At 36.5% G+C, this 25,163-nt stretch carries 26 protein-coding genes; 9 read left to right on the top strand and 17 right to left on the bottom strand.

Translation table 11 applies throughout. The features are described 5' to 3' along the window. Positions 1-25: 25 nt before the first annotated feature. Positions 26-1,864, bottom strand: a complete 1,839-nt coding sequence (typA, locus tag FSZ17_RS09085) for a translational GTPase TypA (RefSeq protein ID WP_057769548.1) — start codon at positions 1,862-1,864, stop codon at positions 26-28. A gap of 180 nt (positions 1,865-2,044) precedes the next feature. Here typA and FSZ17_RS09080 point away from each other — a divergent pair, with 180 nt between their 5' ends. Next, positions 2,045-2,230, top strand: coding sequence for a YlaF family protein (locus tag FSZ17_RS09080; protein WP_057769546.1), 186 nt, complete (start codon positions 2,045-2,047; stop codon positions 2,228-2,230). Positions 2,231-2,276: 46 nt separating this feature from the next. On the opposite strand, the gene FSZ17_RS09075 is transcribed toward FSZ17_RS09080, so the two are convergent. After that, a complete protein-coding gene (locus tag FSZ17_RS09075; RefSeq protein ID WP_057769544.1) occupies positions 2,277-3,077 on the bottom strand; it encodes an inositol monophosphatase family protein in 801 nt (266 codons plus the stop codon). A gap of 416 nt (positions 3,078-3,493) precedes the next feature. Then, the gene (locus FSZ17_RS09070; RefSeq protein ID WP_057769542.1) at positions 3,494-3,688 is read right to left on the bottom strand and encodes a hypothetical protein; all 195 of its coding nucleotides are present in this window, start codon (positions 3,686-3,688) and stop codon (positions 3,494-3,496) included. 203 nt (positions 3,689-3,891) lie between these two features. Between FSZ17_RS09070 and FSZ17_RS09065 the strand changes: the two genes are divergently transcribed. Further along, positions 3,892-4,512 (top strand): YktB family protein, encoded by a 621-nt coding sequence (locus tag FSZ17_RS09065; protein WP_057769540.1) that lies wholly within the window; start codon positions 3,892-3,894, stop codon positions 4,510-4,512. 161 nt (positions 4,513-4,673) lie between these two features. Here FSZ17_RS09065 and FSZ17_RS09060 read toward each other — a convergent pair whose 3' ends face one another. Both FSZ17_RS09060 and FSZ17_RS09055 read right to left on the bottom strand, forming a co-directional pair. Then, positions 4,674-4,946, bottom strand: coding sequence for a UPF0223 family protein (locus tag FSZ17_RS09060; RefSeq protein WP_057769538.1), 273 nt, complete (start codon positions 4,944-4,946; stop codon positions 4,674-4,676). Between the two features lie 39 nt (positions 4,947-4,985). Beyond that, entirely contained in the window at positions 4,986-5,945 is a 960-nt protein-coding gene (locus tag FSZ17_RS09055) for an NAD(P)H-dependent flavin oxidoreductase (protein ID WP_057769536.1), read from the bottom strand. A gap of 493 nt (positions 5,946-6,438) precedes the next feature. On the opposite strand from FSZ17_RS09055, the gene FSZ17_RS09050 reads away from it, so the two are divergent. Continuing rightward, positions 6,439-7,908 carry an aminotransferase class I/II-fold pyridoxal phosphate-dependent enzyme gene (locus FSZ17_RS09050; RefSeq protein ID WP_057769534.1) on the top strand — a complete coding sequence of 490 codons (1,470 nt, stop codon included), beginning with the start codon at positions 6,439-6,441 and terminating at the stop codon, positions 7,906-7,908. A 188-nt stretch (positions 7,909-8,096) separates the two neighbouring features. Here FSZ17_RS09050 and FSZ17_RS09045 read toward each other — a convergent pair whose 3' ends face one another. Next, positions 8,097-8,237, bottom strand: coding sequence for a GapA-binding peptide SR1P (locus tag FSZ17_RS09045; RefSeq protein ID WP_057769532.1), 141 nt, complete (start codon positions 8,235-8,237; stop codon positions 8,097-8,099). A gap of 251 nt (positions 8,238-8,488) precedes the next feature. Continuing rightward, a complete protein-coding gene (locus tag FSZ17_RS09040; protein ID WP_057769530.1) occupies positions 8,489-8,788 on the bottom strand; it encodes a DUF3055 domain-containing protein in 300 nt (99 codons plus the stop codon). Positions 8,789-8,945: 157 nt separating this feature from the next. On the opposite strand from FSZ17_RS09040, the gene FSZ17_RS09035 reads away from it, so the two are divergent. Together FSZ17_RS09035 and FSZ17_RS09030 are read left to right on the top strand one after the other, a co-directional pair. Continuing rightward, positions 8,946-9,380, top strand: a complete 435-nt coding sequence (locus FSZ17_RS09035) for a DUF1885 family protein (RefSeq protein ID WP_185150711.1) — start codon at positions 8,946-8,948, stop codon at positions 9,378-9,380. Positions 9,381-9,467: 87 nt separating this feature from the next. After that, positions 9,468-9,809, top strand: a complete 342-nt coding sequence (locus FSZ17_RS09030) for a hypothetical protein (RefSeq protein ID WP_057769526.1) — start codon at positions 9,468-9,470, stop codon at positions 9,807-9,809. A 38-nt stretch (positions 9,810-9,847) separates the two neighbouring features. Here the strand turns inward: FSZ17_RS09030 and FSZ17_RS09025 are convergent, their stop codons facing one another. The 6 genes from FSZ17_RS09025 to FSZ17_RS09000 all read right to left on the bottom strand — a co-directional run bounded on the left by FSZ17_RS09025 (position 9,848) and on the right by FSZ17_RS09000 (position 16,680). Beyond that, positions 9,848-10,090, bottom strand: coding sequence for a hypothetical protein (locus tag FSZ17_RS09025; protein ID WP_057769524.1), 243 nt, complete (start codon positions 10,088-10,090; stop codon positions 9,848-9,850). A gap of 249 nt (positions 10,091-10,339) precedes the next feature. Next, positions 10,340-11,749: a dihydrolipoyl dehydrogenase gene (gene lpdA / locus FSZ17_RS09020; RefSeq protein ID WP_057769522.1), complete on the bottom strand. Its 1,410-nt coding sequence runs from the start codon at positions 11,747-11,749 to the stop codon at positions 10,340-10,342. A gap of 4 nt (positions 11,750-11,753) precedes the next feature. Then, complete coding sequence (locus tag FSZ17_RS09015; RefSeq protein WP_057769520.1) at positions 11,754-13,055, bottom strand: dihydrolipoamide acetyltransferase family protein; 1,302 nt, start codon at positions 13,053-13,055, stop codon at positions 11,754-11,756. Positions 13,056-13,191: 136 nt separating this feature from the next. After that, on the bottom strand, positions 13,192-14,169 hold the full coding sequence (locus tag FSZ17_RS09010) for an alpha-ketoacid dehydrogenase subunit beta (protein WP_057769518.1): 978 nt from the start codon (positions 14,167-14,169) through the stop codon (positions 13,192-13,194). A 3-nt stretch (positions 14,170-14,172) separates the two neighbouring features. After that, entirely contained in the window at positions 14,173-15,288 is a 1,116-nt protein-coding gene (pdhA, locus tag FSZ17_RS09005; protein WP_057769517.1) for a pyruvate dehydrogenase (acetyl-transferring) E1 component subunit alpha, read from the bottom strand. Positions 15,289-16,011: 723 nt separating this feature from the next. Then, positions 16,012-16,680 carry a YkyA family protein gene (locus FSZ17_RS09000; RefSeq protein WP_057769515.1) on the bottom strand — a complete coding sequence of 223 codons (669 nt, stop codon included), beginning with the start codon at positions 16,678-16,680 and terminating at the stop codon, positions 16,012-16,014. A 227-nt stretch (positions 16,681-16,907) separates the two neighbouring features. Between FSZ17_RS09000 and FSZ17_RS08995 the strand changes: the two genes are divergently transcribed. Beyond that, the gene (locus FSZ17_RS08995; protein WP_082625180.1) at positions 16,908-17,045 is read left to right on the top strand and encodes a YjcZ family sporulation protein; all 138 of its coding nucleotides are present in this window, start codon (positions 16,908-16,910) and stop codon (positions 17,043-17,045) included. Positions 17,046-17,251: 206 nt separating this feature from the next. Further along, the gene (gene def / locus FSZ17_RS08990; RefSeq protein WP_057769513.1) at positions 17,252-17,806 is read left to right on the top strand and encodes a peptide deformylase; all 555 of its coding nucleotides are present in this window, start codon (positions 17,252-17,254) and stop codon (positions 17,804-17,806) included. A 141-nt stretch (positions 17,807-17,947) separates the two neighbouring features. Here def and FSZ17_RS08985 read toward each other — a convergent pair whose 3' ends face one another. Next, positions 17,948-18,718: a Cof-type HAD-IIB family hydrolase gene (locus FSZ17_RS08985; RefSeq protein WP_057770653.1), complete on the bottom strand. Its 771-nt coding sequence runs from the start codon at positions 18,716-18,718 to the stop codon at positions 17,948-17,950. A 484-nt stretch (positions 18,719-19,202) separates the two neighbouring features. Between FSZ17_RS08985 and FSZ17_RS08980 the strand changes: the two genes are divergently transcribed. Beyond that, positions 19,203-19,415 (top strand): DNA-dependent RNA polymerase subunit epsilon, encoded by a 213-nt coding sequence (locus FSZ17_RS08980; protein ID WP_057769511.1) that lies wholly within the window; start codon positions 19,203-19,205, stop codon positions 19,413-19,415. Positions 19,416-19,418: 3 nt separating this feature from the next. Beyond that, positions 19,419-21,086: a ribonuclease J1 gene (gene rnjA / locus FSZ17_RS08975; RefSeq protein WP_057769509.1), complete on the top strand. Its 1,668-nt coding sequence runs from the start codon at positions 19,419-19,421 to the stop codon at positions 21,084-21,086. A 47-nt stretch (positions 21,087-21,133) separates the two neighbouring features. Here rnjA and FSZ17_RS08970 read toward each other — a convergent pair whose 3' ends face one another. The 3 genes from FSZ17_RS08970 to glnA form a co-directional block, all read right to left on the bottom strand. Further along, positions 21,134-21,793 carry a potassium channel family protein gene (locus FSZ17_RS08970; RefSeq protein ID WP_057769507.1) on the bottom strand — a complete coding sequence of 220 codons (660 nt, stop codon included), beginning with the start codon at positions 21,791-21,793 and terminating at the stop codon, positions 21,134-21,136. A 96-nt stretch (positions 21,794-21,889) separates the two neighbouring features. After that, positions 21,890-23,740, bottom strand: a complete 1,851-nt coding sequence (gene asnB, locus FSZ17_RS08965) for an asparagine synthase (glutamine-hydrolyzing) (RefSeq protein ID WP_057769505.1) — start codon at positions 23,738-23,740, stop codon at positions 21,890-21,892. Between the two features lie 56 nt (positions 23,741-23,796). Then, positions 23,797-25,134: a type I glutamate--ammonia ligase gene (gene glnA, locus FSZ17_RS08960; protein WP_057769502.1), complete on the bottom strand. Its 1,338-nt coding sequence runs from the start codon at positions 25,132-25,134 to the stop codon at positions 23,797-23,799. Positions 25,135-25,163 lie beyond the last annotated feature (29 nt).

Here is a 25,163-nt window from a genome sequence, read left to right as displayed (position 1 = left end):
CTCCCTCCTTTTTAATGATCATTTCTTAGCTCATTTCAGCATATTTTTTCTTCTTAGCCAATCTCTCACGTTCGTTTTTATCAAGAATTTTTTTACGTAAACGGATAGATTCAGGTGTAACTTCGCAATACTCATCTTCATTTAAATATTCTAAAGCTTCCTCAAGAGTCATAATGCGAGGCTTTTTCATAGTTGTTGTTTGATCTTTCGTAGCAGACCGGACATTGGTTGCTTGTTTTACTTTTGTAATATTTACAGTAAGATCATTTTCACGATTATGCTCACCAACAACCATACCCTCATAGATCTCTGTACCTGGTTCAACGAAAATTGTTCCGCGATCCTCTACTTGCATAATACCATAAGTTGAAGCTTTACCACTCTCCATTGAGACAAGTACACCTTGGCGTCTTCCTCCAACTTGTCCCTGTGTCATTGGCTGGTAGCTATCAAACGAGTGGTTAATGATTCCGTATCCACGAGTTAAAGTTAGAAATTCAGTCGTGTATCCGATTAATCCACGTGCAGGTACATTAAAAATCAAGCGAACTTGCCCGGTTCCATTATTGATCATATCAAGCATTTCACCTTTTCGGGCGCCGATTGATTCCATAATAGCTCCTGTATGTTCCTCAGGTACATCGATTTGTACTCTCTCAACAGGTTCACAGCGTACTCCATCAATTTCCCTTACAATTACTTCTGGCTTAGAAACTTGAAGTTCATAACCTTCGCGGCGCATATTCTCAATTAAAATTGATAAATGCAATTCTCCACGTCCAGAAACAATCCATGCATCCGGGGAATCTGTATTATCAACTCGTAGACTAACGTCTGTTTGCAGTTGAGCTCGTAATCTCTCTTCAACCTTTCTGGCAGTTAAATATTTTCCTTCTCTACCAGCAAATGGACTGTTATTAACAAGGAAGGTCATTTGTAATGTTGGTTCGTCAATTCGAAGAATCGGCAATGCTTCTTGGTGTTCAACTGGACATACAGTCTCACCAACATTAATATCTTCCATGCCTGATAAAGCGATTAAATCCCCAGCACGTGCTTCTTCAATTTCTTGGCGCTTTAGTCCAAAGAACCCAAAAATTTTCGTAACACGAAATTGCTTAACTGTACCATCTAGTTTCATTAATGCGACTTGTTGTCCAACCTGAATAGTGCCTCGGAAAACTCTTCCAATCCCAATTCTACCAACATAATCATTATAATCAAGTAAAGCTACTTGGAATTGTAAAGGTTCTTCACGATTATCTACTGGAGCAGGTATATTGTTCACGATTGCATCATAAAGTGCCTGCATGTTCTCATCTTGTTTAGTTGGATCAGTACTTGCAGTACCATTAATTCCTGATGCATAAATAACTGGGAATTCTAACTGCTCCTCATTCGCTTCTAGCTCGATAAATAAATCAATTACCTCATCAATTACTTCCTCAGGTCGAGCAAAATCACGATCAATTTTGTTTACAACGACAATTGGGGTTAAATTTTGCTCTAATGCTTTTTTAAGAACGAAGCGGGTTTGTGGCATACAGCCTTCATATGCATCCACAATAAGTAATACTCCGTCAACCATCTTCATAATTCGTTCAACTTCGCCACCGAAATCAGCATGTCCTGGTGTATCAAGAATGTTAATTCTTGTATCCTTATATTGAATCGCAGTGTTTTTTGCTAAAATCGTAATTCCGCGTTCTCTTTCAATGTCATTAGAATCCATCGCACGCTCTTCTACATGCTCGTTTGATCTAAATGTCCCAGCCTGTTTCAGAAGCTGATCAACCATTGTTGTTTTACCATGATCGACGTGAGCGATAATGGCAATATTACGTATATCTTCTCTTAATTTCAAGGAAGTTCCTCCTACCTATATTTAGGGAATATTATCAAATTTAAAAATTGCTTATCTACAACTGAGATATTATAACACAAATAAAGTGGAAACCTAATAGCTTTTTGTGTAAAATAATAAAGCATTGTAAAATTTTTTTTAATTAACTTAGTACACACCCAGAATGGGAGGTTACATATTATGAAAAAAATAAAGTGGCCATTATTAGCTTTTGCGATTGCTGCTGCACTATGCATCATGGGAATCGGCATTGCTATTGCAGAAGAAAGTATGATTGGGATATTAGGATCAATTATCGCATTAGTTCTAGTGATGGGGTTTGGCTTTAAAACAAAAAAGAAAATGAGGGAAAATGGATTACTATAATAAAGAAAAAGAAAACCGTTTTTAAGCGACGGTTTTCTTTTTAACTTTACCATTTTCCATTTTTTAAATACTTTTCCAATATTTCTTGATGAAGTCCTGGCCTCGAAATGAAAACTGAATTATTTTTTAAAAGATTTAATGGTTCACCCTTCAAGGTTGTCGCCACCCCGCCTAATTCTTCTACCATAATAATTCCTGCTGCAATATCCCATGGTGCAAGACGTAAAGTAATGTAAGCATCTAGTCTGTTCGAAACAATATAAGCCATTTCCAATGCAGCAGATCCGTATGAACGTGTTCCCCGCGCATGCTTAACAAGTGGAGATAACATAGAAGGGTCAATTCGCGTATTTTCTGTAACCCATGTAGCGTTCATCCCAATTATTGCTTCTGAAACATTTACTTCCTTAAGAGGAGGAAGTAATAATTCATTCAAATATACACCATGCCCTTTTTGACAATGGTATAGCTCATTATGAACGACATCATAGATCAGACCAATTTTTCCCATTCCATCCTTATAAATACCAATAGAGATGGCAAAATTCCTTTGCTGATGAACAAAGTTCATTGTTCCGTCAATAGGGTCAATAATCCAAACAATTCCTTCGAGATTACTTAACTCATCACCGAAACCCTCTTCACCTAGAATTTTATGTTCTGGGTAAAGCTCTCTTATTTTCCCAATAAAATATTGTTCCGTTTTTTTATCAATGTCGGTCACTAAATCGTTCGCATTTGTTTTTGTTTGAATAACTAAAGTTTTACTGAAGGAATGTTTAATTTTTTCCCCAGCTTCTTTTATCCATTCCCTAGCATTCTGATTTATTTCTGACCAATTTGTCATCTTTCAGCCCTCCGAAGATACACTTAACATTCTTATTTTCCTATTATTCACAGTAAAATTCAAATTTACAATTAGATAAAGTGAAACTTCCATCAGTGGGGGGGTTTTTCATCCCCCAGTGATGGTTAGTTGAACCAATCACGCTCAAAACGCCACGTCCTGTGGCTATCGCCTGACTAGGACATCCTGTCCGTCGTCGGGCTTTTACGGGCAGTTGTCCCCCACCTATCTTCCCCGCTTCTCTCTCAATCTTGAGGTGGGGATCTTACTGCCCGTTAATGCGGGATAAACATGGCTAAAATAATAAACGAACCCCTAATTTCAACAAGGAGTTCGTTTGCTATTGGCTAAGTCTTTTATTTATATACATTTTCTGAAAGCTTTCTCCTTTTACCTCTTCATTTTAGAACAATCGATTAAAGTGCATGTAGTTTTAGCAGCTCTTGCCTAATTCCTTCAAGCTTTTGTTTACTTTTCATTTTTAAATCTTCATTTTGTTCATTCATAGCATCAAATAATGTAGCAAGTTCATAATCAAGTTCTAACCGGAGAACGGCTGTCCTTTCTCTTTCTACTTCCTTATTCTTTACTGAATTCATTAGCTGTTTCATAGATCATACACCCCTTCACCCAAAAATATAAATTAAAAATTTCTGATTATTTTTACTATATAATATGAGGAATTTAGAACATATGCAACAAATATGTGTGATTACCTAATTTTACAACTTATTTTCCATGAAAATGCAAGATTGTTTTTGTTTTTACTACCTTATGCTACAATATTTCACATAGGTTTTAGGAGGTTAATGATATGACATTTTCGGGTTTTACTCATACAGATTTTGATGTTTTTAAAATTAACGGACTTGATGAACGAATGGAGGCATTAATCACTCATATTAGGCCAAAGCTAGAAGGATTAGGACATTACTTTGCTCCAATTCTGTCCCTCGAGACTGAGGATGAAATATTTCCTCATGTAGCAAAGCATGCACGTCGGACAATAAACCCTCCTCAGGATACTTGGGTTGCCTTTGCAAGTAGCCGAAGAGGCTATAAAATGCTTCCCCATTTTCAAATTGGTTTATGGGAAACACATGTATTTATCTGGTTTGCGCTCATTTATGAGGCACCTAATAAAGAGATATTTGGTAAGGAATTAGAAGCAAATATAAATAAAATATATAAACAAACACCAAAGAATTTTGTTTGGTCAGTTGATCACACAAAACCAGAGGCATCGGTACATGGAAATTTATCAAAGGAAGAGCTTCGTTCAATGTTTGTTCGCTTACAAAAGGTAAAAAAAGCAGAAATTTTATGTGGCTTACATCTTTCAAAGGAAGATGCCATTCTTATGACACCTGAGAATTTTCTAGAACAAGCTGAATCTGTTTTTAAAACTTTATTAACGTTATACAAACTGGCCTAAATCTGTAAATAAAACCTTCTATTTGCATTAGGCTTTATTTACTTTATTTTGTTCTTCTGAGAATGAGCACCCTCCTCTATGCGTTTGCAATAGTGGGATTTTCTAATCAGGTAGGGTATAATCCCCACCTGATTAAACCAATGTAGAGAGTTCAATTTTAATCATTTCATTTTTATTGTTTTACCTGTTTCTGTCTCCTTTACAGCCTTTAAGATCCTATAAGAAGATAATCCGCTTACTTCTTCAAACTCATCACAAATCTTTCGTTCTTGAGCTTTACCTGGGACAATTTCTTTAAATCTTCTATAAGCTTCGAGAAATTTTTCTCGATCAACGCCTTTTCCATATGCCTCTTCAATTTGTTGAAAGTAATGAATGACATCAATAATTTCTTCTGTAGTCCAATCATGCTCAATCGGGTATTGGTATTCCATAATAAATCACCTCTTAATTCTTCACTTATGTAATTCACTTTAATTTGCCCACCTATTACGGATGCTTTCACTTTCAGCTATCATTCGATCAAAAAGTTCCTGAACCGTTGGGACATCTTTAATTAACCCCATAACTTGTCCTGCCCAAGCAAACCCCTCCTCCGCCTTGCCATTATGAATATAATTCTTATTAGCCTTCCCGCTAATAAAGTCTTTTAATTGTTCGTAGCCCCCATTTCCTTTCTCAATTTCTAATATTTGATCAGTCCATGAATTAGATATTACTCTTGCGGGAGCACCTATCGATCTTTTAATAACAACTGTATCATTTTCATTCCCTTCAACAAGTTGTTTTTTATAAACATCTGATGCATGGATACATTCCTTCGTAGCTATGAATCTTGTACCCATTTCAATCCCCTCAGCCCCTAAGCTTAAAGCAGCCATTAGCCCTCTTCCATCCCCAATTCCACCAGAAGCAATTACAGGGATCGAAACAGCATCTACGACTTGAGGTGTTAAAACAAAAGTACCAATATCATCTCTTCCTAAATGGCCTCCTCCTTCTTGACCGACAACCATAACCGCATCCGCACCAAGCTCTTCAGCTTTTACTGCCTGCCTTTTTGCAGCTACTAATACAAGCTTCTTAACATTTACTCCTTTTAATTGATCAAATATTGGTGCAGGATTCCCCCCAGTCATCGTGATAACAGGGACCTCTTCGTCGATGGCAACTTCTAAATAATGAGAAAAAGCTCTCCCATGCTGTCCTATTGCAAAATTTACACCATATGGTTTACTAGTCAATATTTTTACTCTTTTAATTTCTTCTCTCAATGCTTCAGGGCTTTCAAGTGACATTGCCGTTACTTGCCCTAATCCTCCAGCATTTGATACTGCAGCTGCTAAATCTGAGTAAGCGAGATGAGCAAGCCCTCCTTGAATAATTGGGTATTCGATATTTAATAATTCCGTTATCCTAGTATTCCATTTCATTTTATAGTCCTCCTCAACCATTCATCTCCTACATACTTCTATTTTAATGTTATATTTTCCTGTTTACATCTAAAACTAATAAAGTGAAACTTCCCTCAGTGGGAGTTTTTCGACGCACAGGACGTGCTAGTGCCGACGTTGCCATAGGACGTGGCGTACTTAGTCGGCTTTCATCCCTCACTGATGGTTAGTTGCGGCCCACAGGAAGTGGGTCACACAGACGATGCCACACGATGTGGCGCTTTTAGTCTGTGTTCATTTTATGGGCCAATACGGGAAGTTGATCCCCACTTAGGTTTCTTTGATTCTCTCGCAAACTTGAAGTGGGGGTCTTACTGTCCGTTAATCTGCGATAAAAATTCACTTTATTTGACGGAAAAAATTGTACTTTCGTATGTATCGAATTTTCTATGCAAGGATAAATAAAAGTGCTATAATTCAAATGTTTTATGACCTTTTTTGACAAAAAAATTTAAAGAGGTGTGGAAATAAATTGTCACAATTCGAAACACCGTTATTTAGCGGATTACTGGAACATGCAAAAAAAAATCCAATCCAATTTCATATACCTGGGCATAAAAAAGGAAACGGAATCGATCCTGAATTTAGAGAGTATATAGGAAATAATGCTCTTGCAATTGACCTTATTAATATAGGACCCCTTGATGATCTTCATCAGCCTAAGGGAATTATTAAACAGGCTCAGGATTTGGCTGCAGAAGCGTTTGGAGCAGACAGGACATTCTTCTCTGTTCAAGGAACTAGTGGAGCAATAATGACTATGGTAATGGCAGTTTGTGGTCCTGGTGAAAAAATAATCGTTCCCAGAAATGTTCATAAATCTGTTATGTCTGCTATAGTTTTTTCTGGAGCAACCCCGATCTTTATCCATCCAGAAATAGACGAAAATCTTGGAATTTCTCATGGGATAACGACTGACTCTGTAGCCAGGGCCCTTGAACAGCATCCTGATGCAAAAGGAGTTCTTGTTATTAACCCAACATATTTCGGGATTTCTGCTGATTTAAAAAAGATCGTTGAAGTTGCCCATTCCTATAATGTCCCTGTTTTAGTTGACGAGGCTCATGGAGCTCATATTCATTTTCATGATGATTTACCTATGTCAGCCATGCAAGCAGGTGCAGACTTAGCCGCAACAAGTGTTCATAAGCTTGGTGGTTCCATGACACAAAGCTCAATCTTAAATATGAAGGGAAATCTTGTTTCAGCTAAAAGAGTGCAATCCATTCTTAGCATGTTGACCACTACTTCAACATCATATTTATTGCTGGCCTCTCTAGATGTAGCAAGAAAGCGTCTCGCAACAGAAGGTAAAGAGTTAATCGACAAATCGATTATGCTTGCTCAATCCATTCGCAGACGAATTAATGAAATTGAGAATATTTATTGTGTCGGAGATGAAATATTGGAAACGGATGCTGCACATGGCTTTGATCCTACAAAATTAATAATATCAGTGAAGGATTTAGGATTAAATGGATTTGATGTAGAAAAGTGGCTCCGCGAAAACTATAATATCGAAGTTGAAATGTCCGATCTATATAATATCCTTTGCATCATTACGCCTGGAGATACAGATTATGAAGCAGATATGTTAATTAAGGCACTTACAGAGTTATCTGCTGCAAGACATGGACTCATCGAAAAGCTAGAAACACAAGTGTTATTGCCGGACATTCCAGTATTATCACTTTCTCCACGAGATGCCTTTTATGCAGAGACAGAACTTGTGCCCTTTGATGAATCTGAAGGGAGAATCATTGCTGAATTTATTATGGTATATCCTCCTGGTATCCCTATTTTCATACCTGGAGAAATCATTACACAAGAAAATCTTCGTTATATAAAAACAAATATGGATGCTGGGCTTCCTGTCCAAGGTCCTGAAGATTATGATTTTAAATTTCTTCGTGTCATAAAAGAATTCAAAGCAATAAGATAAAGAAAACTCACAATTGGCGAGCCTTGGAAAGGCGAAGACAGAGGGGTAGTTGCACTTATACTTAATTCCTAAAATCGGCAACTACGTCGAATCATTTCTGCGCTGCCAATTTATACTTTCTTAAAGTGTAAAAAGGAAAAGCCTTCCCAATTGGGAAGGCTCTTTAATATTTTATATAGAATAGAATATTATTTATTTGCTTCTCGCATATGTTTTTTATGCTCTCCATCACAGGAAGTACATTCACACTTGGAATATAAAACTGTTACTTTTTCATCCTCGAAATAATCTATCGTAGAATTACACGCTTGGCATACAATTGTACCCATCTTTCATTCTCCTTTGTATATAAAATAGCATGAAAACGCTTTAATAATCTTAATTACATAATAATATAACATAATTATTTTTTCAAGGATAAATTGTATAACCTATTAGAAACTTTATTTTCAAAATATACATATTCGACAAGTTTCTTCTTTCTTTTAGTATGACACAATAACTAAAATGCTACGAAGCTTTTATTTCTACATTATTTTTTTACACATATGTACAGCAGGCAAAATACTGCCTGCTTTAATTATTCATACTGAGTTTGAAAACTGGATCCAGGAATGGCAATTTTGAAGAATTCACATAAGTCTTCCACTTGCTTTCGATTATCCATCTTAAAGGCTTTTTGTAAATATTCTATGTCTTCGAGGTCCTTAGGATCGAGGAGTGTTGAGCGGCTAGTTTGCATACAGACGACTAGAGGTTTTCCGAAAAATAAATTGGTATAAACAATCCCAAAATCATATCTTGTTTGTTCAGTTGTAAAGCCAACGAATCGAACCTTTACATTTTCGTGCTCATCATAGAGCTTTTCAAAAAGATCCATTTGACTCCTCCTTATTTTAATATTTAGAATATTATTATAATTCACTATTTAGAATTTTACAAGGATTTTATGAAAATTCTTTGTTTAAGTTGTCATACGATTTTGATCAATGCTAGAATGGAATGGATAATATATAAGGAATATGGGGGGATGGATGATGGCAAACAATGCATACATAAAACTTGTGCCTTCATCAAATAAAGAAAGCATAACGACTGATGAAGTTAAAGAACTATTTCAATACTATAAAGAAACAACCTCAAAAACGGGTGACCAAGTTGATTGGAAGTACAATGAACCTGCCTTTCCATATGAAATAAAAGAAACACATGAGGGCAAAAATAAGTGGTTCTACCTTCATTCAAACAATGATCGTTACAATACAATTCTACTTGGAATCGATCAAGAAATAATCCGTGATGAAGATGGTTCTGAACGTCAACAATCATATATTCAATTAACTTTACCTGAAACAGCTACTTTTGGGGATAAAGGCAAAGCCAATGAATTCAGTCGATATTTAGCCAAAAAGCTACAAGGAGAACTGCACTTATTTAACGGAAGAATCATGTACTTTTATCCAAGAAAATAAAGCAGAAGAACAGCAAAGTGCTGTTCTTCTGCTTCATTTCATACTGCTATACACTTTTCAAAGAAAAATTTTATGAGGTGGATATTTTTGTTAAGAAAAAAACTGCTTATTTTTGGGATTATAAGCCTAGCAATTACTATTATGTCTCCTTTTATGTTTTATTCCTATATTGAGAAAAAACCTAATTCTCTGCAACAAAATATTACATTCGGTGGACCATTTCCTTTTGCTGAACAAATGGTTACTCTTCCTGCAGATAAAAAATTATATCCATTAGAAGTAAAATTCGAGTCTCCTTTTGAAAAGCAAACAAAATATAAAGCTACCCCTTTTCTTTTTTCTTTTATTTGCTTTTATTTATTTTTGTTTGCACTATATAGTATCGTTACGAGATTTTTCATTAGCAGAGAAATAAAAGAGCCAGAATAATGGCTCTTTTTGTCTTTTTCATCCCCTCCTACCACGAATCACCCACCCATTAAAGACATTGTAAAGTGGAATGAACCATACAAGGATAGACTTAGAGCCGTAACAAAAAATGTTTTTCTCACTGATTTCATGATGAAGTTTCCAATGATGATGGCTAAATATAAAAATACGAAAAACATCAGCACTTTAAACATTAGCTGATCATATTTTGATAACCATTCAATAAAGGTGTAGCCACTCCAAATAATAAGCTGTAGAAGAAGCACGGTATATACCTTCATGATCTCACCACCAGATTCTAAATATCCATAAAGCAAATTTCATTTGAGTCTTTAATTAGTAATTCTTAATAGTCCTGTTTTATGTAATATATGTAGAATATACCATTCTTATTTTTCAATTCTATAACAAATCTGTGACAAGCCATGTTTCCTAATTATTTATGATAAAACACTTATTAAAATGCAAAAAACTGGTTTTTCTTTTAGCAAAAAAAAAGCCCCTTTCCAATTGGAAAAGGACTTTTCATTCTACTTAACAATATGAATTGGAGTACCTAGAGCAACTTCAGCAGCTTCCATTGTAATTTCGCCTAATGTTGGATGTGCATGGATCGTCATCGCTAAGTCTTCAGCTGTCATACCTGCTTCAATAGCAAGGCCTAGCTCAGAGATCATATCAGAAGCACTTGCACCCGCAATTTGTGCACCTATGACCAAGCCATCTTCTTTTCGAGTTATGAGCTTCACGAAGCCGTCAGTTGCATCTAATGCAAGAGCACGACCGTTTGCTGCAAATGGGAATTTTGCTGCAGTCACTTCGATTCCCTCTTCCTTGGCTTGTTGCTCTGTATATCCTACAGAAGCAAGCTCAGGATCAGAGAAAACAACTGCCGGGATACCTAAATAGTCGATTTCTGAATGATGTCCAGAAATAACCTCAGCCGCAATTTTACCCTCATAGGATGCTTTATGTGCAAGCGGAGGCCCTTCAATAACATCCCCAATGGCAAAAATATTACTAATATTTGTACGACACTGCTTATCAGTTTTAATAATTCCACGATCTGTCATCTCAATTCCAACTTGCTCTAATCCAAGCTCATCGGTATTTGGACGACGGCCAACCATGACGAAAACATAATCAGCTTCAATTGACTTTTCTTCGCCTTTTACCTCATATTTTACAATAACGCCATTCTCATTTTCCTCTACACCTTTTGCAAGTGCTTTTGTAATGATTTCAGCGCCCTTTTTCTTAAGGTTTCGTTTTACAAGAGCGGACATTTGCTTTTCGAAGCCACCAAGTATTTCATCTGTACCCTCTAGGATCGTCACTTGAGTTCCAAAATTAGCATATGCTCCACCTAATTCTGTACCAATATATCCACCGCCAATGACAACAATTCTTTCAGGTATTTCCTGTAGGGAAAGAGCACCTGTCGAATCAAGAACACGTTTTGAATACTTAAATGCAGGGATTTCAATTGGTCTAGAGCCTGTAGCGATGATGGCATTTTTAAAGTTATAAGTTTGTGCTGAATTTTCATCCATAACGCGAAGTGTATTTGCATCAACAAAATAAGCTTCACCGCGGACTATTTCAACCTTATTGCCTTTTAATAATCCTTCAACACCGCCTGTTAATTTCTTTACTACTCCACTTTTCCATTCCTGAACCTTTGAAAAATCGACAGTTACATTCTCAGCTGTAATCCCGATTGAATCAGAATGCTTAGCGGTTTCATAACGGTGCCCAGCAGCAATTAATGCCTTTGATGGAATACATCCAACATTTAAACAAACACCGCCTAAATTAGCTTTTTCTACGATGGTTACTTTTTGGCCAAGCTGTGCTGCACGAATAGCAGCTACATACCCTCCAGGGCCTGAGCCTATGACAAGTGTATCAGTTTCGATCGGGAAATCTCCAACTACCATTTTTCTACGCCTCCATTAGCAAAAGTTCTGGATCGTTCAGTAAACGCTTAATATGATTCAACGCATTTTGCGCTGTAGCACCATCAATTATACGATGATCAAAGCTTAATGACAATGCAAGTACTGGTGCTGCTACAATTTCTCCATCTCTTACAATTGGCTTTTCAGCAATACGGCCAATCCCTAGTATCGCTACTTCTGGATGATTAATAACTGGAGTAAACCATTGTCCGCCTGCTGAGCCAATATTCGTGATTGTGCATGAAGCTCCTTTCATTTCTTCAGGAGCAAGCTTACCCTCACGCGCTTTCGAAGCCAATTCGTTGATTTCATTTGAAATGGCAAAAGTTGATTTTCGATCAGCATCTTTAATAACAGGAACTAGTAGACCTTTATCTGTATCTGCTGCAATTCCAATATTGTAATAATGTTTTTGGATGATTTCAGATGCAGCATCATCAATCGATGTATTCAATACTGGGAATTCACGTAAAGCACTTGTTAAAGCTTTTACCACATACGGAAGGAAAGTTAGCTTAATTCCCTTACTAGCGGCAATTTCTTTAAACTTTTTACGATGTGCTACAAGTTTAGTCACATCGATTTCATCCATTAATGTAACATGCGGGGCTGTATGTTTCGAATTTACCATCGCTTTTGCGATTGCTTTACGGATACCACTCATTTTTTCACGAGTTTCTGGATATTGCCCTTCTGGAATAGCTTTTACAGCTGCAGGTGCTGCTGTTTTTTCTTGTGGTGCACTTACTTCTTGCTCTATTGCTGTTTCCGTTTGAATTTGTGTTCCACCATTAACAAAGGCATCTATATCCTTTTTCAAAATACGGCCATTATTCCCGCTTCCTGAAATCTGCCTAATATCAATCCCTTTATCACGTGCATATTTACGAACAGAAGGCATAGCAATGATTCTGCGGTCAACATCTAAATTTGATTGCGTTTTATCCATATTACTTTCAGAAGCTTCTTCTTTTTTCTCAGGCGCTTGAGTTTGTGGTTCTTGTTGCTCCTCATGCTCGTCGCCCTTAAACTTTAGGTTTTCATATCCAGGCGCATCAAATGTAATTAGAACCTGTCCTACAGTTGCAACTGTTCCTTCTCCTACTAAAATTTCTTCTACTGTTCCTGCAACAGGCGAAGGAATTTCTACAACAGCTTTATCATTTTGTACTTCACATAAAACGTCATCTTCTTGGATCTTATCTCCTGGCTTTACAAACCATTTAACAATTTCACCTTCATGGATCCCCTCACCTATGTCAGGCAATTTAAATTGAAATGACACTTGGAATCATCCTCCTAAGCTAGACTAAATGAGAAAGGACGGAAATCGGAAAAAGAAATCGAAAAAATATAATTGATCTCCTTTCATACCCTATTCTCCGCCTTTCAACACTTTAATAAAGTTACTTTTAACCAAATTAGAAAGTTAACACTTTTTTACCTGTTTCAATAATATCCTTATAATTTGGAAGCCATACTGTTTCAGCTTGTGGGAACGCGAATACTGTGTCAGGTGCTGCCACACGAAGAACAGGAGCTTCTAGACTTAAGATTGCACGGTCATTAATTTCCGCAACTACATTAGCTGCGATTCCAGCTTGCTTTTGTGCTTCTTGTACAACAATAGCGCGACCAGTTTTTTCTACTGACGCAATGATTGTTTCGATATCAATTGGAGATACTGTACGTAAATCAATAACTTCTGCAGAATAACCTTCCTTTTCTAGCTCTTCAGCAGCTTTTAATGCTTCATGAACCATAGCTCCATAAGTAATAATTGAAAGATCAGAACCTTCTCGTTTTACTTCTGCTTTTCCAAGCGGAATAGTATATTCTCCTTCAGGTACCTCTTGACGGAAGGAGCGGTATAATTTCATATGTTCTAAGAAAATAACAGGATCATTATCTCGAATACTTGAAATTAGCAATCCTTTAGCATCATAAGGCGTTGATGGAATGACAACCTTTAATCCCGGTTGTTGTGCCATTAACCCCTCCAAACTGTCTGCGTGCATCTCAGGAGTATGTACTCCTCCACCGAACGGTGAGCGAATTGTTACTGGTGCATTGTATCTACCGCCTGAACGGTAACGCATACGAGCGAGCTGTCCAGAAATGGAATCCATGACTTCATATACAAAGCCGAAGAATTGTATTTCAGGAACAGGACGGAAGCCTTGTAAGCTAAGACCAACCGCAAGTCCACCGATTCCAGATTCAGCAAGAGGAGTATCAAATACGCGATCTTCGCCGAATTCAGTCTGAAGGCCTTCGGTTGCACGGAATACACCACCGTTTACGCCTACATCTTCACCGAATACTAATACATTCGGATCGTTTCGCAATTCTGTACGTAATGCATCAGTAATTGCTTGAATCATAGTCATTTGCGCCATGGCTTACTTCGACTCCTTTTCTTTATAAATTTCATATTGTTCTTTTAAGTTATAAGGCATTTCTTCATGCATAATTGATATTAAATCAGTTACCTTTTGCTTTGGTGTATCATCAGCCTGTTTAATTGCTACTTTAATATCTTCTTTTGCCTTTTCAATTGTTTCATTTTCCATTTCTTCATTCCAAACTCCTTTATCTTCCAAGAACTTACGGAATCGGACAAGTGGGTCTTTCTTTTCCCATTCATTATCAAGATCGGTTGTACGATAGCGAGTAGGATCATCACCAGCCATCGTATGAGGACCGTAACGATAGGTTAATGTTTCAATTAGGGTAGGACCTTCTCCATTGATTGCGCGTTCACGAGCTTCACGAACTGCAACATAAACCGCAAGCGGATCCATTCCATCAACTTGAATACCCGGAATCCCTGCTGCTACAGCTTTTTGAGCAAGTGTCTTCGCAGCTGACTGTAATGAAACAGGAGTAGATATAGCAAATCTATTATTTTGAACAATGAAAATAGCCGGAGCTTTAAAGGCACCTGCAAAGTTAATTCCTTCGTAGAAATCCCCTTGAGATGTTCCTCCGTCACCAGTATAAGTAATTGTCACTGCCTTTGCACCGCGTTTTTTCATTCCAAGTGCAACACCAGCAGCTTGAATAAATTGGGCTCCAATTATGATTTGTGGAGCAATTACATTGACACCTTCTGGAATATTTCCGCCCTCAAAATGGCCTCTTGACCAAAGAAAGGCTTGAGATAATGGCAGTCCATGCCAAATCATTTGTGGAACATCACGGTACCCAGGAAGAATGAAGTCTTCCTTTTCTAGGGCAAATTGAGAAGCCAGCTGAGATGCTTCTTGTCCTGCTGTAGGTGCATAGAAGCCTAGTCTCCCTTGTCTATTCAATGAAATTGAACGCTGATCAAGAATACGTGTATATACCATTCGACGCATTAATTCCTGTAACTGCTCATCGCTTAAATCCGGCATAGCGGATTCATTTACAACCTTACCTTCCTCATTCAGAATTTGGAATGTCTGAAATTGTTCTTCAACTCTTTCAAGCTGCATTTTGGCATCAATTTGTGCCATTTTTGTTTTAGAAGCCATGTGAATCACCCTTTCCTTTCTTTAAAAAGACGTTTATTAATATAAGTTAAGTACAAATCTATGTTGCCCAATCTTAAGTTAAAATAGAAAATCTTTATTTCATGAAATTCCCATTATAAAACGTCTGTTTTTGATTATCCATTTCTATCTTATTCTGTATCAATTAAATTTGCAACCAGATTGATACACAATCATTTGAATGATTTTAAGTTTAATCCACCAAATCCCTATCGTCAACCCCTTTATATTACGTTTTTACATCATTTTCACAATATTAATATATTTTCTCTTTTTTATAACTGTATTACAAAATACATAAAACTGTTCTATAAGAAAATGAAAATATATATAGATGTGTTATAACACATATTGAATATTCTTAATCATCATTATATTAGTAAAGTCAATTATTTTAATAAATATTAGGATATGTTAAACTTCCCTGTTGATTTCCGCCGCAGGCACTTAGCGATCGCGGGCGGTCGGGGAGCCTCCTCGTCGAAGAGCACTCCTGCGGGGTCTCCCATAAACACGCATTTCCCGTAGGACGTTGAATAATCTTCCCCTAATAAACACCGCTCGAAGGAAATACGAATGCATTTACGAGGTTCTCGTGCCTTCCGCTCCAATCAACAACAAAATAGCTTTTTTAACACTAGCTTTAACACATCAAAATATTAAATAAAAAAGAGCAACATTCATAGAGAATGTCGCTCTTTCAAATTATTCCTTTAGATTTACATCAAGCCCCGATTCTTTATAGAAGGATAATTTCATCTCGTTATATTGCTTAGTTTTATCGTTAAATTTTTCATTTGCTTCTAAAACTTTACCATATTCTTCATTTATTTTCGTAATTTGATCCTCTAACTGGTCTAATTGGATATTTTCATTTTTAAACATTGCATATAACTCTTTATCCAATTCAATTGCTTTTGAATAGTCTAGATATAATTCATCGTGAATTTTATATCTTTCAGTCATAGTTTCGTATAACTGAAGTGATTTTTCCTTAAGAGATGGATTTTTTAAGTCTTTAATGATAGGTTTTAATTCTTTAAATTCTTTTTCAGAGGCTCTAATACTTTCCTCTTCCTTCTCTATATGTTTTTTTCGTTGATCAACAATCGCGGATGCTTCATTTGATAGTTTGGTAATTTCTTCAAATTGCTTCATACCAAGAGAAATAATTTTATCATAAATTTCCTTTTCTTTTTTCTCTAATTCGACAAGAGGAACTTGCTGTGCTTCAAATGCTTCTTCAGACGCAACTACATTTTCCAGTACTTCATACATTTTTTCGACTGGTGTCTGTTGTTTTAGGCAACCTGTTAAAAATACTGCTCCAGCAATACAAACGAATAATATATAGCTTTTTCGGATTACCAACACATTGAAACCTCCTTAAATATAACAATTTTACTATATCTTTTGCTTAATCATTTGACAATACATGTGAGGTTTGTCCATTAATAAAATCTATTCAAAACACTTTTCATTTATGACTTAGGCAGAGGCCTACACAAATTAATCGATATTTACATAGGCTATATTAATCGTCCGGTACGAGACAAAATGTGAAGTGGACGATAATCTAACTTTTAGGGAGGTTATCCTTCGTGTACGGATATGGTGGATACGGATTTGGCTGTGGTTATCCAGGATTTGTAGGCGGAGCTTGCTTTGGCAGAGGCTTTGCATTAATTGTAGTATTGTTCATTCTTCTTATCATTGTTGGCTGCTCATGCTTGAGATAGGTTGTTTTCTGAGAAGGTACAAAATGTGCCTTCTCTTTTATTAACTTTTTACATATACTCTGATAGACTATTAAGAAAAGAAAAGCACTAGAGCCATGAAGTTTGACACAACTATGTAAATGCCATAGTAAAAAAATTGGAATTAACACCAAAGTTTCCAGTCTATTCTTTTATAATATATATTAATCACAGGAGTGAATGATCCAATGTTAACAATGAATGATATTATCCGTGATGGTCACCCAACACTTAGAAACGTTGCAAAGGAAGTTCCCCTTCCGCCATCAATTGAAGATATACAAATTTTAGAAAGCTTATTGGAATATGTTATTAACAGTCAAAATCCTGAGGTTGCTGAAAAATATGGTCTTCGACCTGGTATTGGTTTAGCAGCTCCGCAAATAAATGTTGCAAAAAGAATGATTGCAGTCCATTTACACGATGAAAAAGGGGTTCTTCACAGTTACGCTTTGTTTAATCCAAAAATCAAAAGTCATTCAGTCGAAAAGACCTATATATTGGCCGGAGAAGGTTGTTTATCAGTTGATGAAGCAATTCCTGGATATGTTCCAAGATATTCACGAATAACCGTTCAAGGTACAAGTATTGATGGCTCTGAAGTTAAGCTGAGATTAAAAGGCATGCTTGCAATTGTATTCCAACACGAAATTGATCATCTAAACGGAATCATGTTCTATGATCATATTAATCAAAACGACCCATTTAAGCCTATTGAAGATGCAGTACCGATTGACAGATAGGAGATTAAAGGTTGTCCCATAAGGTGTCTGGCATCCACTTAATACACTATATCTAGAATTCCACCCTCTTATTAATTCTAGATATAATTTGTGGTGCCTGACACCTTTTCTTTTGGGACAGCCCCCTTCATTTGGAAACACTTATATTAATGCTAAATCTTTTAATCCATTCCAAATTCCATCATGATCAACAGAAGTTGTTGTTCGGTTAGCTGCTTTTTTAACCACATCTAGAGCATTTCCCATAGCAACTCCAGTTCCAACCGCTTGAAGCATTTCAATATCGTTCAAGCCATCACCAAATGCATAAACGTCCTCCATATTAAAGCCAAGTCGATTGATCATCGTTTTAATTCCTTCTGCCTTTGATCCTCCAGCAGGTAAAACATCTGTTGAATACTTATGCCAGCGAATAAAATGGAAGTTCGGAAAATCCTTTCGATAAACAAAATCCTCTTTCTCTTCAAAAAATAAAAGTGCTTGAAAGATTTCATTGGTTTTATAGAAATCAGAATCTAAAGCTGGATAAGGAAATTTTAAGCTTCCGATACTTTCTTCTATTAAATCATTTTCCAAAACGGATGATTTCATTGATTTTTCATTTAAAAATACTAAAGGGTTGTTTTTCTTTTTTGAATAATTCACTAATCTCTCAACTTCCCCTGTTGGCAAAGAGTTTTTGTAAATAACTTCATTTTCAAAAACAACATATTGACCGTTAAAGCTAACAAAGGATTCAATTTCAAGCTCTTCTCGTAATCTTTCAAACATAAATGGAGCTCGGCCTGTAGCAATAGCAACATATACACCATTTTTCTTTAATTGTTCTACTGCTTTTCTTGTATTATCAGGCAGCTTTTTTTCACTATCTAATAAAGTCCCATCTATATCAAAAAATACGATTTTTTTCATTGGTAATTCCCAACCTTTCTTCATTCAGAAAACTAAGCTTAAACTTTTCTCAAAATGCTCCCCACATTATAACAGATGCTAGTACAAAATAAAAAAAACCATAATTATCCACGGAAGATTATCTCATTTCGTCATATAATAAAAATAAAAACAGTATTTATTCTTTAAACACCCCCTTGTTCGCTTTTACTTTGGACAAGTATCGTTTAAAATAGAATGTAAGGAGTTGATCCACGATGTTAAAGAAGCTAAGAAAGAAGCTTTTAAAACAGTGGAGAGATATGCTTCGAAAAAAATCAATTGCTTAAAATTCTTTTGGGCCCTTCATGCTTGAGAAGGGCTCCTTCCTTATTATCATTTGAATTACCTTAAGAAGCCCTATTTACATAAAATGTATAATTCATCTTAAATAAGAAAAAACATGAAAAACATGTTATTTTTATATATAATAGAAAAAGTTATTCGGAATAAGGAGAGATATTAGATGATATTTAAAGTTTTTTATCAAGAGTCAATCAAGGAAGTACCAGTACGGGAAAAAACACAAACAATTTATATGGAAGCAGAATCCGAAAGGGATGTACGGCTTAAATTAGCAGATAGACCATATAATATTGAGTTTATTGCAGAGCTTAAAGGGGATTTTTTAGAATTTGAAAAACAACGAGAAGACTTTAATGTATTGGAGATTAGATAAATTATGAAATTTGTTAAGAACGATCAAACAGCCGTTTTCGCCCTTGGTGGATTAGGAGAAATCGGAAAGAATACGTATGCTGTTCAATTCCAAGATGAGATCATCTTAATTGATGCTGGGATCAAATTCCCCGAGGATGAACTACTGGGAATTGATTATGTAATTCCTGACTACACTTATTTAGTAAAAAATGAAGAAAAAATTAAAGGTCTATTTATTACGCACGGACATGAAGATCACATAGGGGGAATTCCATACCTTTTACGGGAAGTAAATATCCCTATTTACGGCGGAAAACTTGCTCTCGGCTTACTTCGTAATAAATTAGAAGAACATGGTTTACTAAGACAAACGAAAATGCATGAAATAAAAGAAGATGATGTAATTAAATTTAGAAAAACATCAGTTACTTTTTTCCGAACAACGCATAGTATTCCAGATTCATATGGGATTGTTGTTAAAACTCCTCCAGGACAAATTGTGCATACAGGTGATTTTAAGTTTGATTTCACCCCTGTCGGGGAACCAGCAAACTTAACAAAAATGGCTGAGATAGGTAAGGAAGGCGTTCTTTGTTTATTGTCAGACAGTACAAATAGTGAAATCCCTGAGTTTACAATGTCGGAGCGGAGAGTCGGGGAAAGTATTCATGACATATTCCGCAAAGTCGAAGGCCGAGTTATTTTTGCTACATTTGCTTCAAATATCCATAGGCTTCAGCAAGTAACTGAAGCAGCTGTATTAAATGGCAGAAAGATTGCCGTTTTCGGCCGCAGTATGGAAGCAGCTATTAATATCGGACAAGAGCTTGGCTATATTCAGGCGCCAAAAGAAACATTTATCGAGGCCCAACAAATCAATCGCTTGCCTGCAAACCAAGTCACAATCCTTTGTACTGGAAGTCAAGGAGAGCCGATGGCAGCACTATCTAGAATTGCTAATGGAACACACCGTCAAATTCAAATCAATCCTGGGGATACGGTTGTATTTTCATCATCTCCTATTCCAGGAAATACAATTAGTGTTAGCAGAACGATTGATATGCTTTCCCGTGCAGGAGCAGAAGTTATTTATGGCAAGTTAAGTGATATTCATACATCTGGCCATGGCGGTCAGGAAGAACAAAAATTAATGCTTCGACTAATAAAGCCAAAATTCTTTATGCCAATCCACGGAGAATATAGAATGCAAAAAATGCACTCAAAATTAGCTGTAGACTGTGGTGTGATGGAAGAAAACTGCTTTATCATGGATAACGGTGAAGTGCTCGCATTAAGCGAAGATTCTGCACAAATTGCAGGTAAAATCCCTTCTGGCTCTGTTTATATTGACGGTAGCGGGATTGGTGATATCGGTAATATCGTCTTAAGAGACCGCCGTATTCTTTCTGAAGAAGGACTAGTGGTTGTTGTAGTCAGCATTAATATGAAGGATTTCAAAATCGCTGCAGGGCCTGATCTCATCTCACGTGGGTTCGTCTATATGAGAGAATCAGGAGATTTAATTAATGATGCTCAAGCACTAATTACAAAGCATTTGAGCAAAGTAATGGAAAGAAGAACAACACAATGGTCAGAAATTAAAAATGAAATCACTGATACTCTTGCTCCATTCCTATATGAAAAAACTAAACGCCGTCCAATGATTTTACCAATCATTATGGAAGTGTAAACATAAAAAAGGCTGTAAATCCCAAATGTGATTTACAGCCTTTTTAGTTATCCCATTACCTTTTTCTCAAATCGAACAATATCTACGTCTGCTCCGATGACAATTAAAATATCATTTGTTTGGATTTCTTCATGTGCAAGTGGGGAAACAATAATATCATTTCTTCTCTTTATAGCTACAATATTAATTCCATATTTCGCTCGGATGTCTAGATCGATAAGTGTATGTCCACTGAGCTTCTCATTTGCAACGATTTCAACAATACTATGCTCATCTGAAAGCTCAAGATAATCTAATACATTATTTGAGGAAATATTATGAGCAATTCTTCGGCCCATGTCTCGCTCTGGATGAACTACATGGTCTGCCCCAATTTTTCTTAAAACCTTTTCATGATAATCATTTTGAGCTTTAACAGTAATTTTATTAACTCCTAATTCCTTTAATATTAAAGTCGTTAATATACTTGCCTGAATATTATCACCAATTGCTACAATGACATGGTCAAAGTTTCTAATTCCTAGGCTTTTAATAACTGATTCATCCGTCGTATCTCCAACGACAGCATGGGAGGCAATCATAGAAAATTCATTCACGCGATCCTCATCAACATCTATTGCCATGACCTCCATGCCTTCTTCAGCAAGTGCACGGCAGATACTTCCACCAAAACGTCCAAGCCCAATCACAGCAAATTCCTTTTTCACCAATCATTCCTCCAGATAATTACAAACTAAATAATTTAGATTATATTGTATCACAATGATTGAAATAATCTAGTTCCCAGAATAGCATGCCTCATTTCAGTTGTCTATTATGTTAATATTATATTTTTCTAGCCAAGTGTTAATTTGTATGAGATGAGCAATTAGTTGAGGGCCTGTCATTAATTGACCAAACCAAGGTGCTTTAAATGAGGAACCATCTGAATTAATGATGTCTTTAATTTTTTGTTTGGATATTATTTCGAGAATCGGAGAATTTTTGTTGTCTATAACAGTATTTAACATTTCACTAACAATCTTCAAATATTTTGGGTTGTGCGTTTTAGGGTACGGACTTTTTTTCCGATATAGAACATCATTTGGAAGTATTCCTTCCAAGGATTTTCGTAATAATCCTTTTTCCCTTCCATTTAGCATTTTTAATTCCCACGGAATGTTCCAAGCATATTCAACAAGGCGATGGTCAGCAAATGGCACACGGACTTCTAAGCTAGCCCCCATACTCATTCGATCTTTTCTTTCTAAAAGAGTTGTCATAAACCAGACCATGTTTAAATAAAACATTTCCCGACGACGTGCTTCTAATCTACTTTCTTCTTCTAAATGAGGAACTTCATTGATTGTTTCTAAATATCTCCCATTCACATACCCTTTCAGATCTAGCCTCTTTTGCCATTCTGGAAGTAAAAGCTCCTCTCTCGCTTCCAGAGAATTCATCCATGGAAACATAGCATCTTCTAACGATTCCTCTTTATAAAACCAAGGATACCCTCCAAAAATCTCATCAGCACATTCACCAGACAAAGCAACTGTAAAATCCTGTTTTATTTGTTCACAGAACCATAATAAGGAGGAATCCACGTCAGCCATCCCAGGTAAATCCCTCAATAAGATTGCATCTTTTAAGTAGCTGGCTAATTGATTAGTATCTATTACTGCTGAATGATGAATGGAGCCTATATACTGACTCATTTTTTGAATCCATGGTCCATCTTGATCAGGCTGAAATGCGCTCGCCTTGAAATATTGACTATTATGCTCATAATCAATTGAGTACGTATGAAGAGAGCCTCTACTCTCCTTTTTAAAAAAATCAGAAGCTAACGCACTAATTGCACTAGAATCCACTCCTCCAGATAAAAACGTACAAACTGGGACATCTGCAATCAATTGGCGTTCCACAGCATCCTTCACAAGAAACCTTATGTGCTCAACTGTTTCTGCATACGAATGATGATGTTTTCTACTTTCAACATTCCAGTAGCGCCATATCTTCAACCCTTTTCGATCATAATGAAGTGCATGAGCAGGCCGAAGCTCTTTGATTCCTCTAAAAACACCAAGTCCAGGGGTCCTAGAAGGGCCTAGCCCAAAAATCTCCTGAAGCCCTTCTCTATCCACTTCTGACTTAATATTCGGATGTGCCAATATCGCTTTAAGTTCAGATCCAAATAGAAGTGAGCCGTCTTCTTCTTTGTAAAAAAGCGGTTTGACCCCAAGCCGATCTCTAGCAATAAAGAGCTTTTCCTTTTGCATATCCCAAACAGCAAATGCAAATATCCCATTCAAATACTCTACGCATTGCTCCCCCCACTCTATATAAGAAGTCAAAAGGACTTCCGTATCAGAATGTGATTGAAAGGAATATCCTTTTTTCACCAGTTCCTTGCGAATTTCTTCTGTATTATAAAGTTCGCCATTGTATACGATTGTGTATGTTTGCCCGTTTTTTCCTCTTGTCATGGGTTGTGCACCACCGGCAGGGTCGACAACAATAAGCCTTTTATGACCGAATATAGCATGTAAAGAGCTCCAAATATTGGATGAATCAGGCCCTCGCCTTGATAATGTATTCGTCATTTTTTCCACGATGAATTCTTTCTGAGTTAAATCTTGATGCCAACTAATCCACCCTGTTATTCCACACACGTATATCACACGCTTTCTTCATATATTTACGGAAAACAAATTTTCATGGCAAGTTTTTAATATTGTAAAATATACTGCTCACGCTCCCAAGGATGGACTTGCGTACGGAACATATCCCACTCGATTTCCTTTGCTTTTACAAAGTGATCAAACAAATGGTTTCCTAAAGCTTTCATGATTACTTCATCAGTTTTTAAATTTTCGAGCGCTTGTGCTAGTGTAGAAGGTAAATCGACAATTCCATTTTCTTCTCTCTCTTTTTTTGACATCACATATATGTTTCGATCGACAGTTTCTGGAGGAGTTAATTTATTTTTTATCCCATCTAATCCTGCTGCTAAAAGAACAGCCATTGCTAAATACGGGTTTGCAGCTGGATCCACACTGCGGACCTCAACTCTAGTACTTAAACCCCTTGATGCTGGAATACGAATAAGCGGACTTCTGTTTCTTGCGGACCAAGCAACATAACAGGGAGCTTCATAGCCTGGCACTAAACGTTTGTAGGAATTGACGGTAGGATTTGTTATAGCAGTAAAATTGGGGGCATGCTTTAAAATACCTGCAATAAATTGTCTTGCAGTCTCACTCAGTTCTAATTTCCCGTTTTTATCATAAAAAGTATTTTCCTCATTTTTGAACAAGGATAGGTTGCTGTGCATACCTGAACCATTTACACCAAATAATGGCTTTGGCATAAAAGTAGCATGCAGCCCATGTTTACGGGCAATCGTTTTTACGACCAGCTTGAAGGTTTGAATATCATCACAAGCCTTGAGGGCATTCTGATATTTAAAATCAATTTCATGCTGACCTGGGGCAACTTCATGATGGGAAGCCTCAATTTCAAAGCCCATTTCCTCCAGTTCCAGAACAATATCTCTTCGACAGTTTTCCCCTAGGTCAGTTGGGGCTAAATCAAAATATCCACCTTGATCATTCAATTCTAGCGTTGGATCTCCTTTTTCATTCAGCTTAAACAAGAAGAATTCTGGCTCTGGCCCAACATTAAAATCAGTAAAACCCTTTTCCTTCATTTCGTTTAATATTCGTTTGAGATTACTGCGAGGATCGCCTTCAAATGGAGTACCATCAGGATGGTAAATATCACATATAAAACGGGCTACTTTTCCTTTTTCTGCTGTCCATGTGAATATAACAAATGTATCTAAATCAGGATATAAGTACATATCAGACTCTTCAATTCGTACAAATCCTTCAATTGATGATCCATCAAACATCATTTTATTATCTAACGCTTTTGGCAGCTGACTTACGGGAATTTCGACATTTTTAATAATTCCAAATAAATCAGTAAACTGTAATCGAATATAACGGACATTATGTTCTTTTACCATTTGAATAATTTTCTCTGTTTTTTTTACAGCTCCCATTTTATTTTCCTCCATTTTTTAATCTGAAT

This window comes from Cytobacillus dafuensis, from assembly GCF_007995155.1.
Taxonomy (GTDB): Bacteria; Bacillota; Bacilli; order Bacillales; family Cytobacillaceae; genus Cytobacillus; species Cytobacillus dafuensis.
Note: the sequence above shows the minus strand (reverse complement) of the source record. Positions and strands in the feature narration are given on the sequence as shown.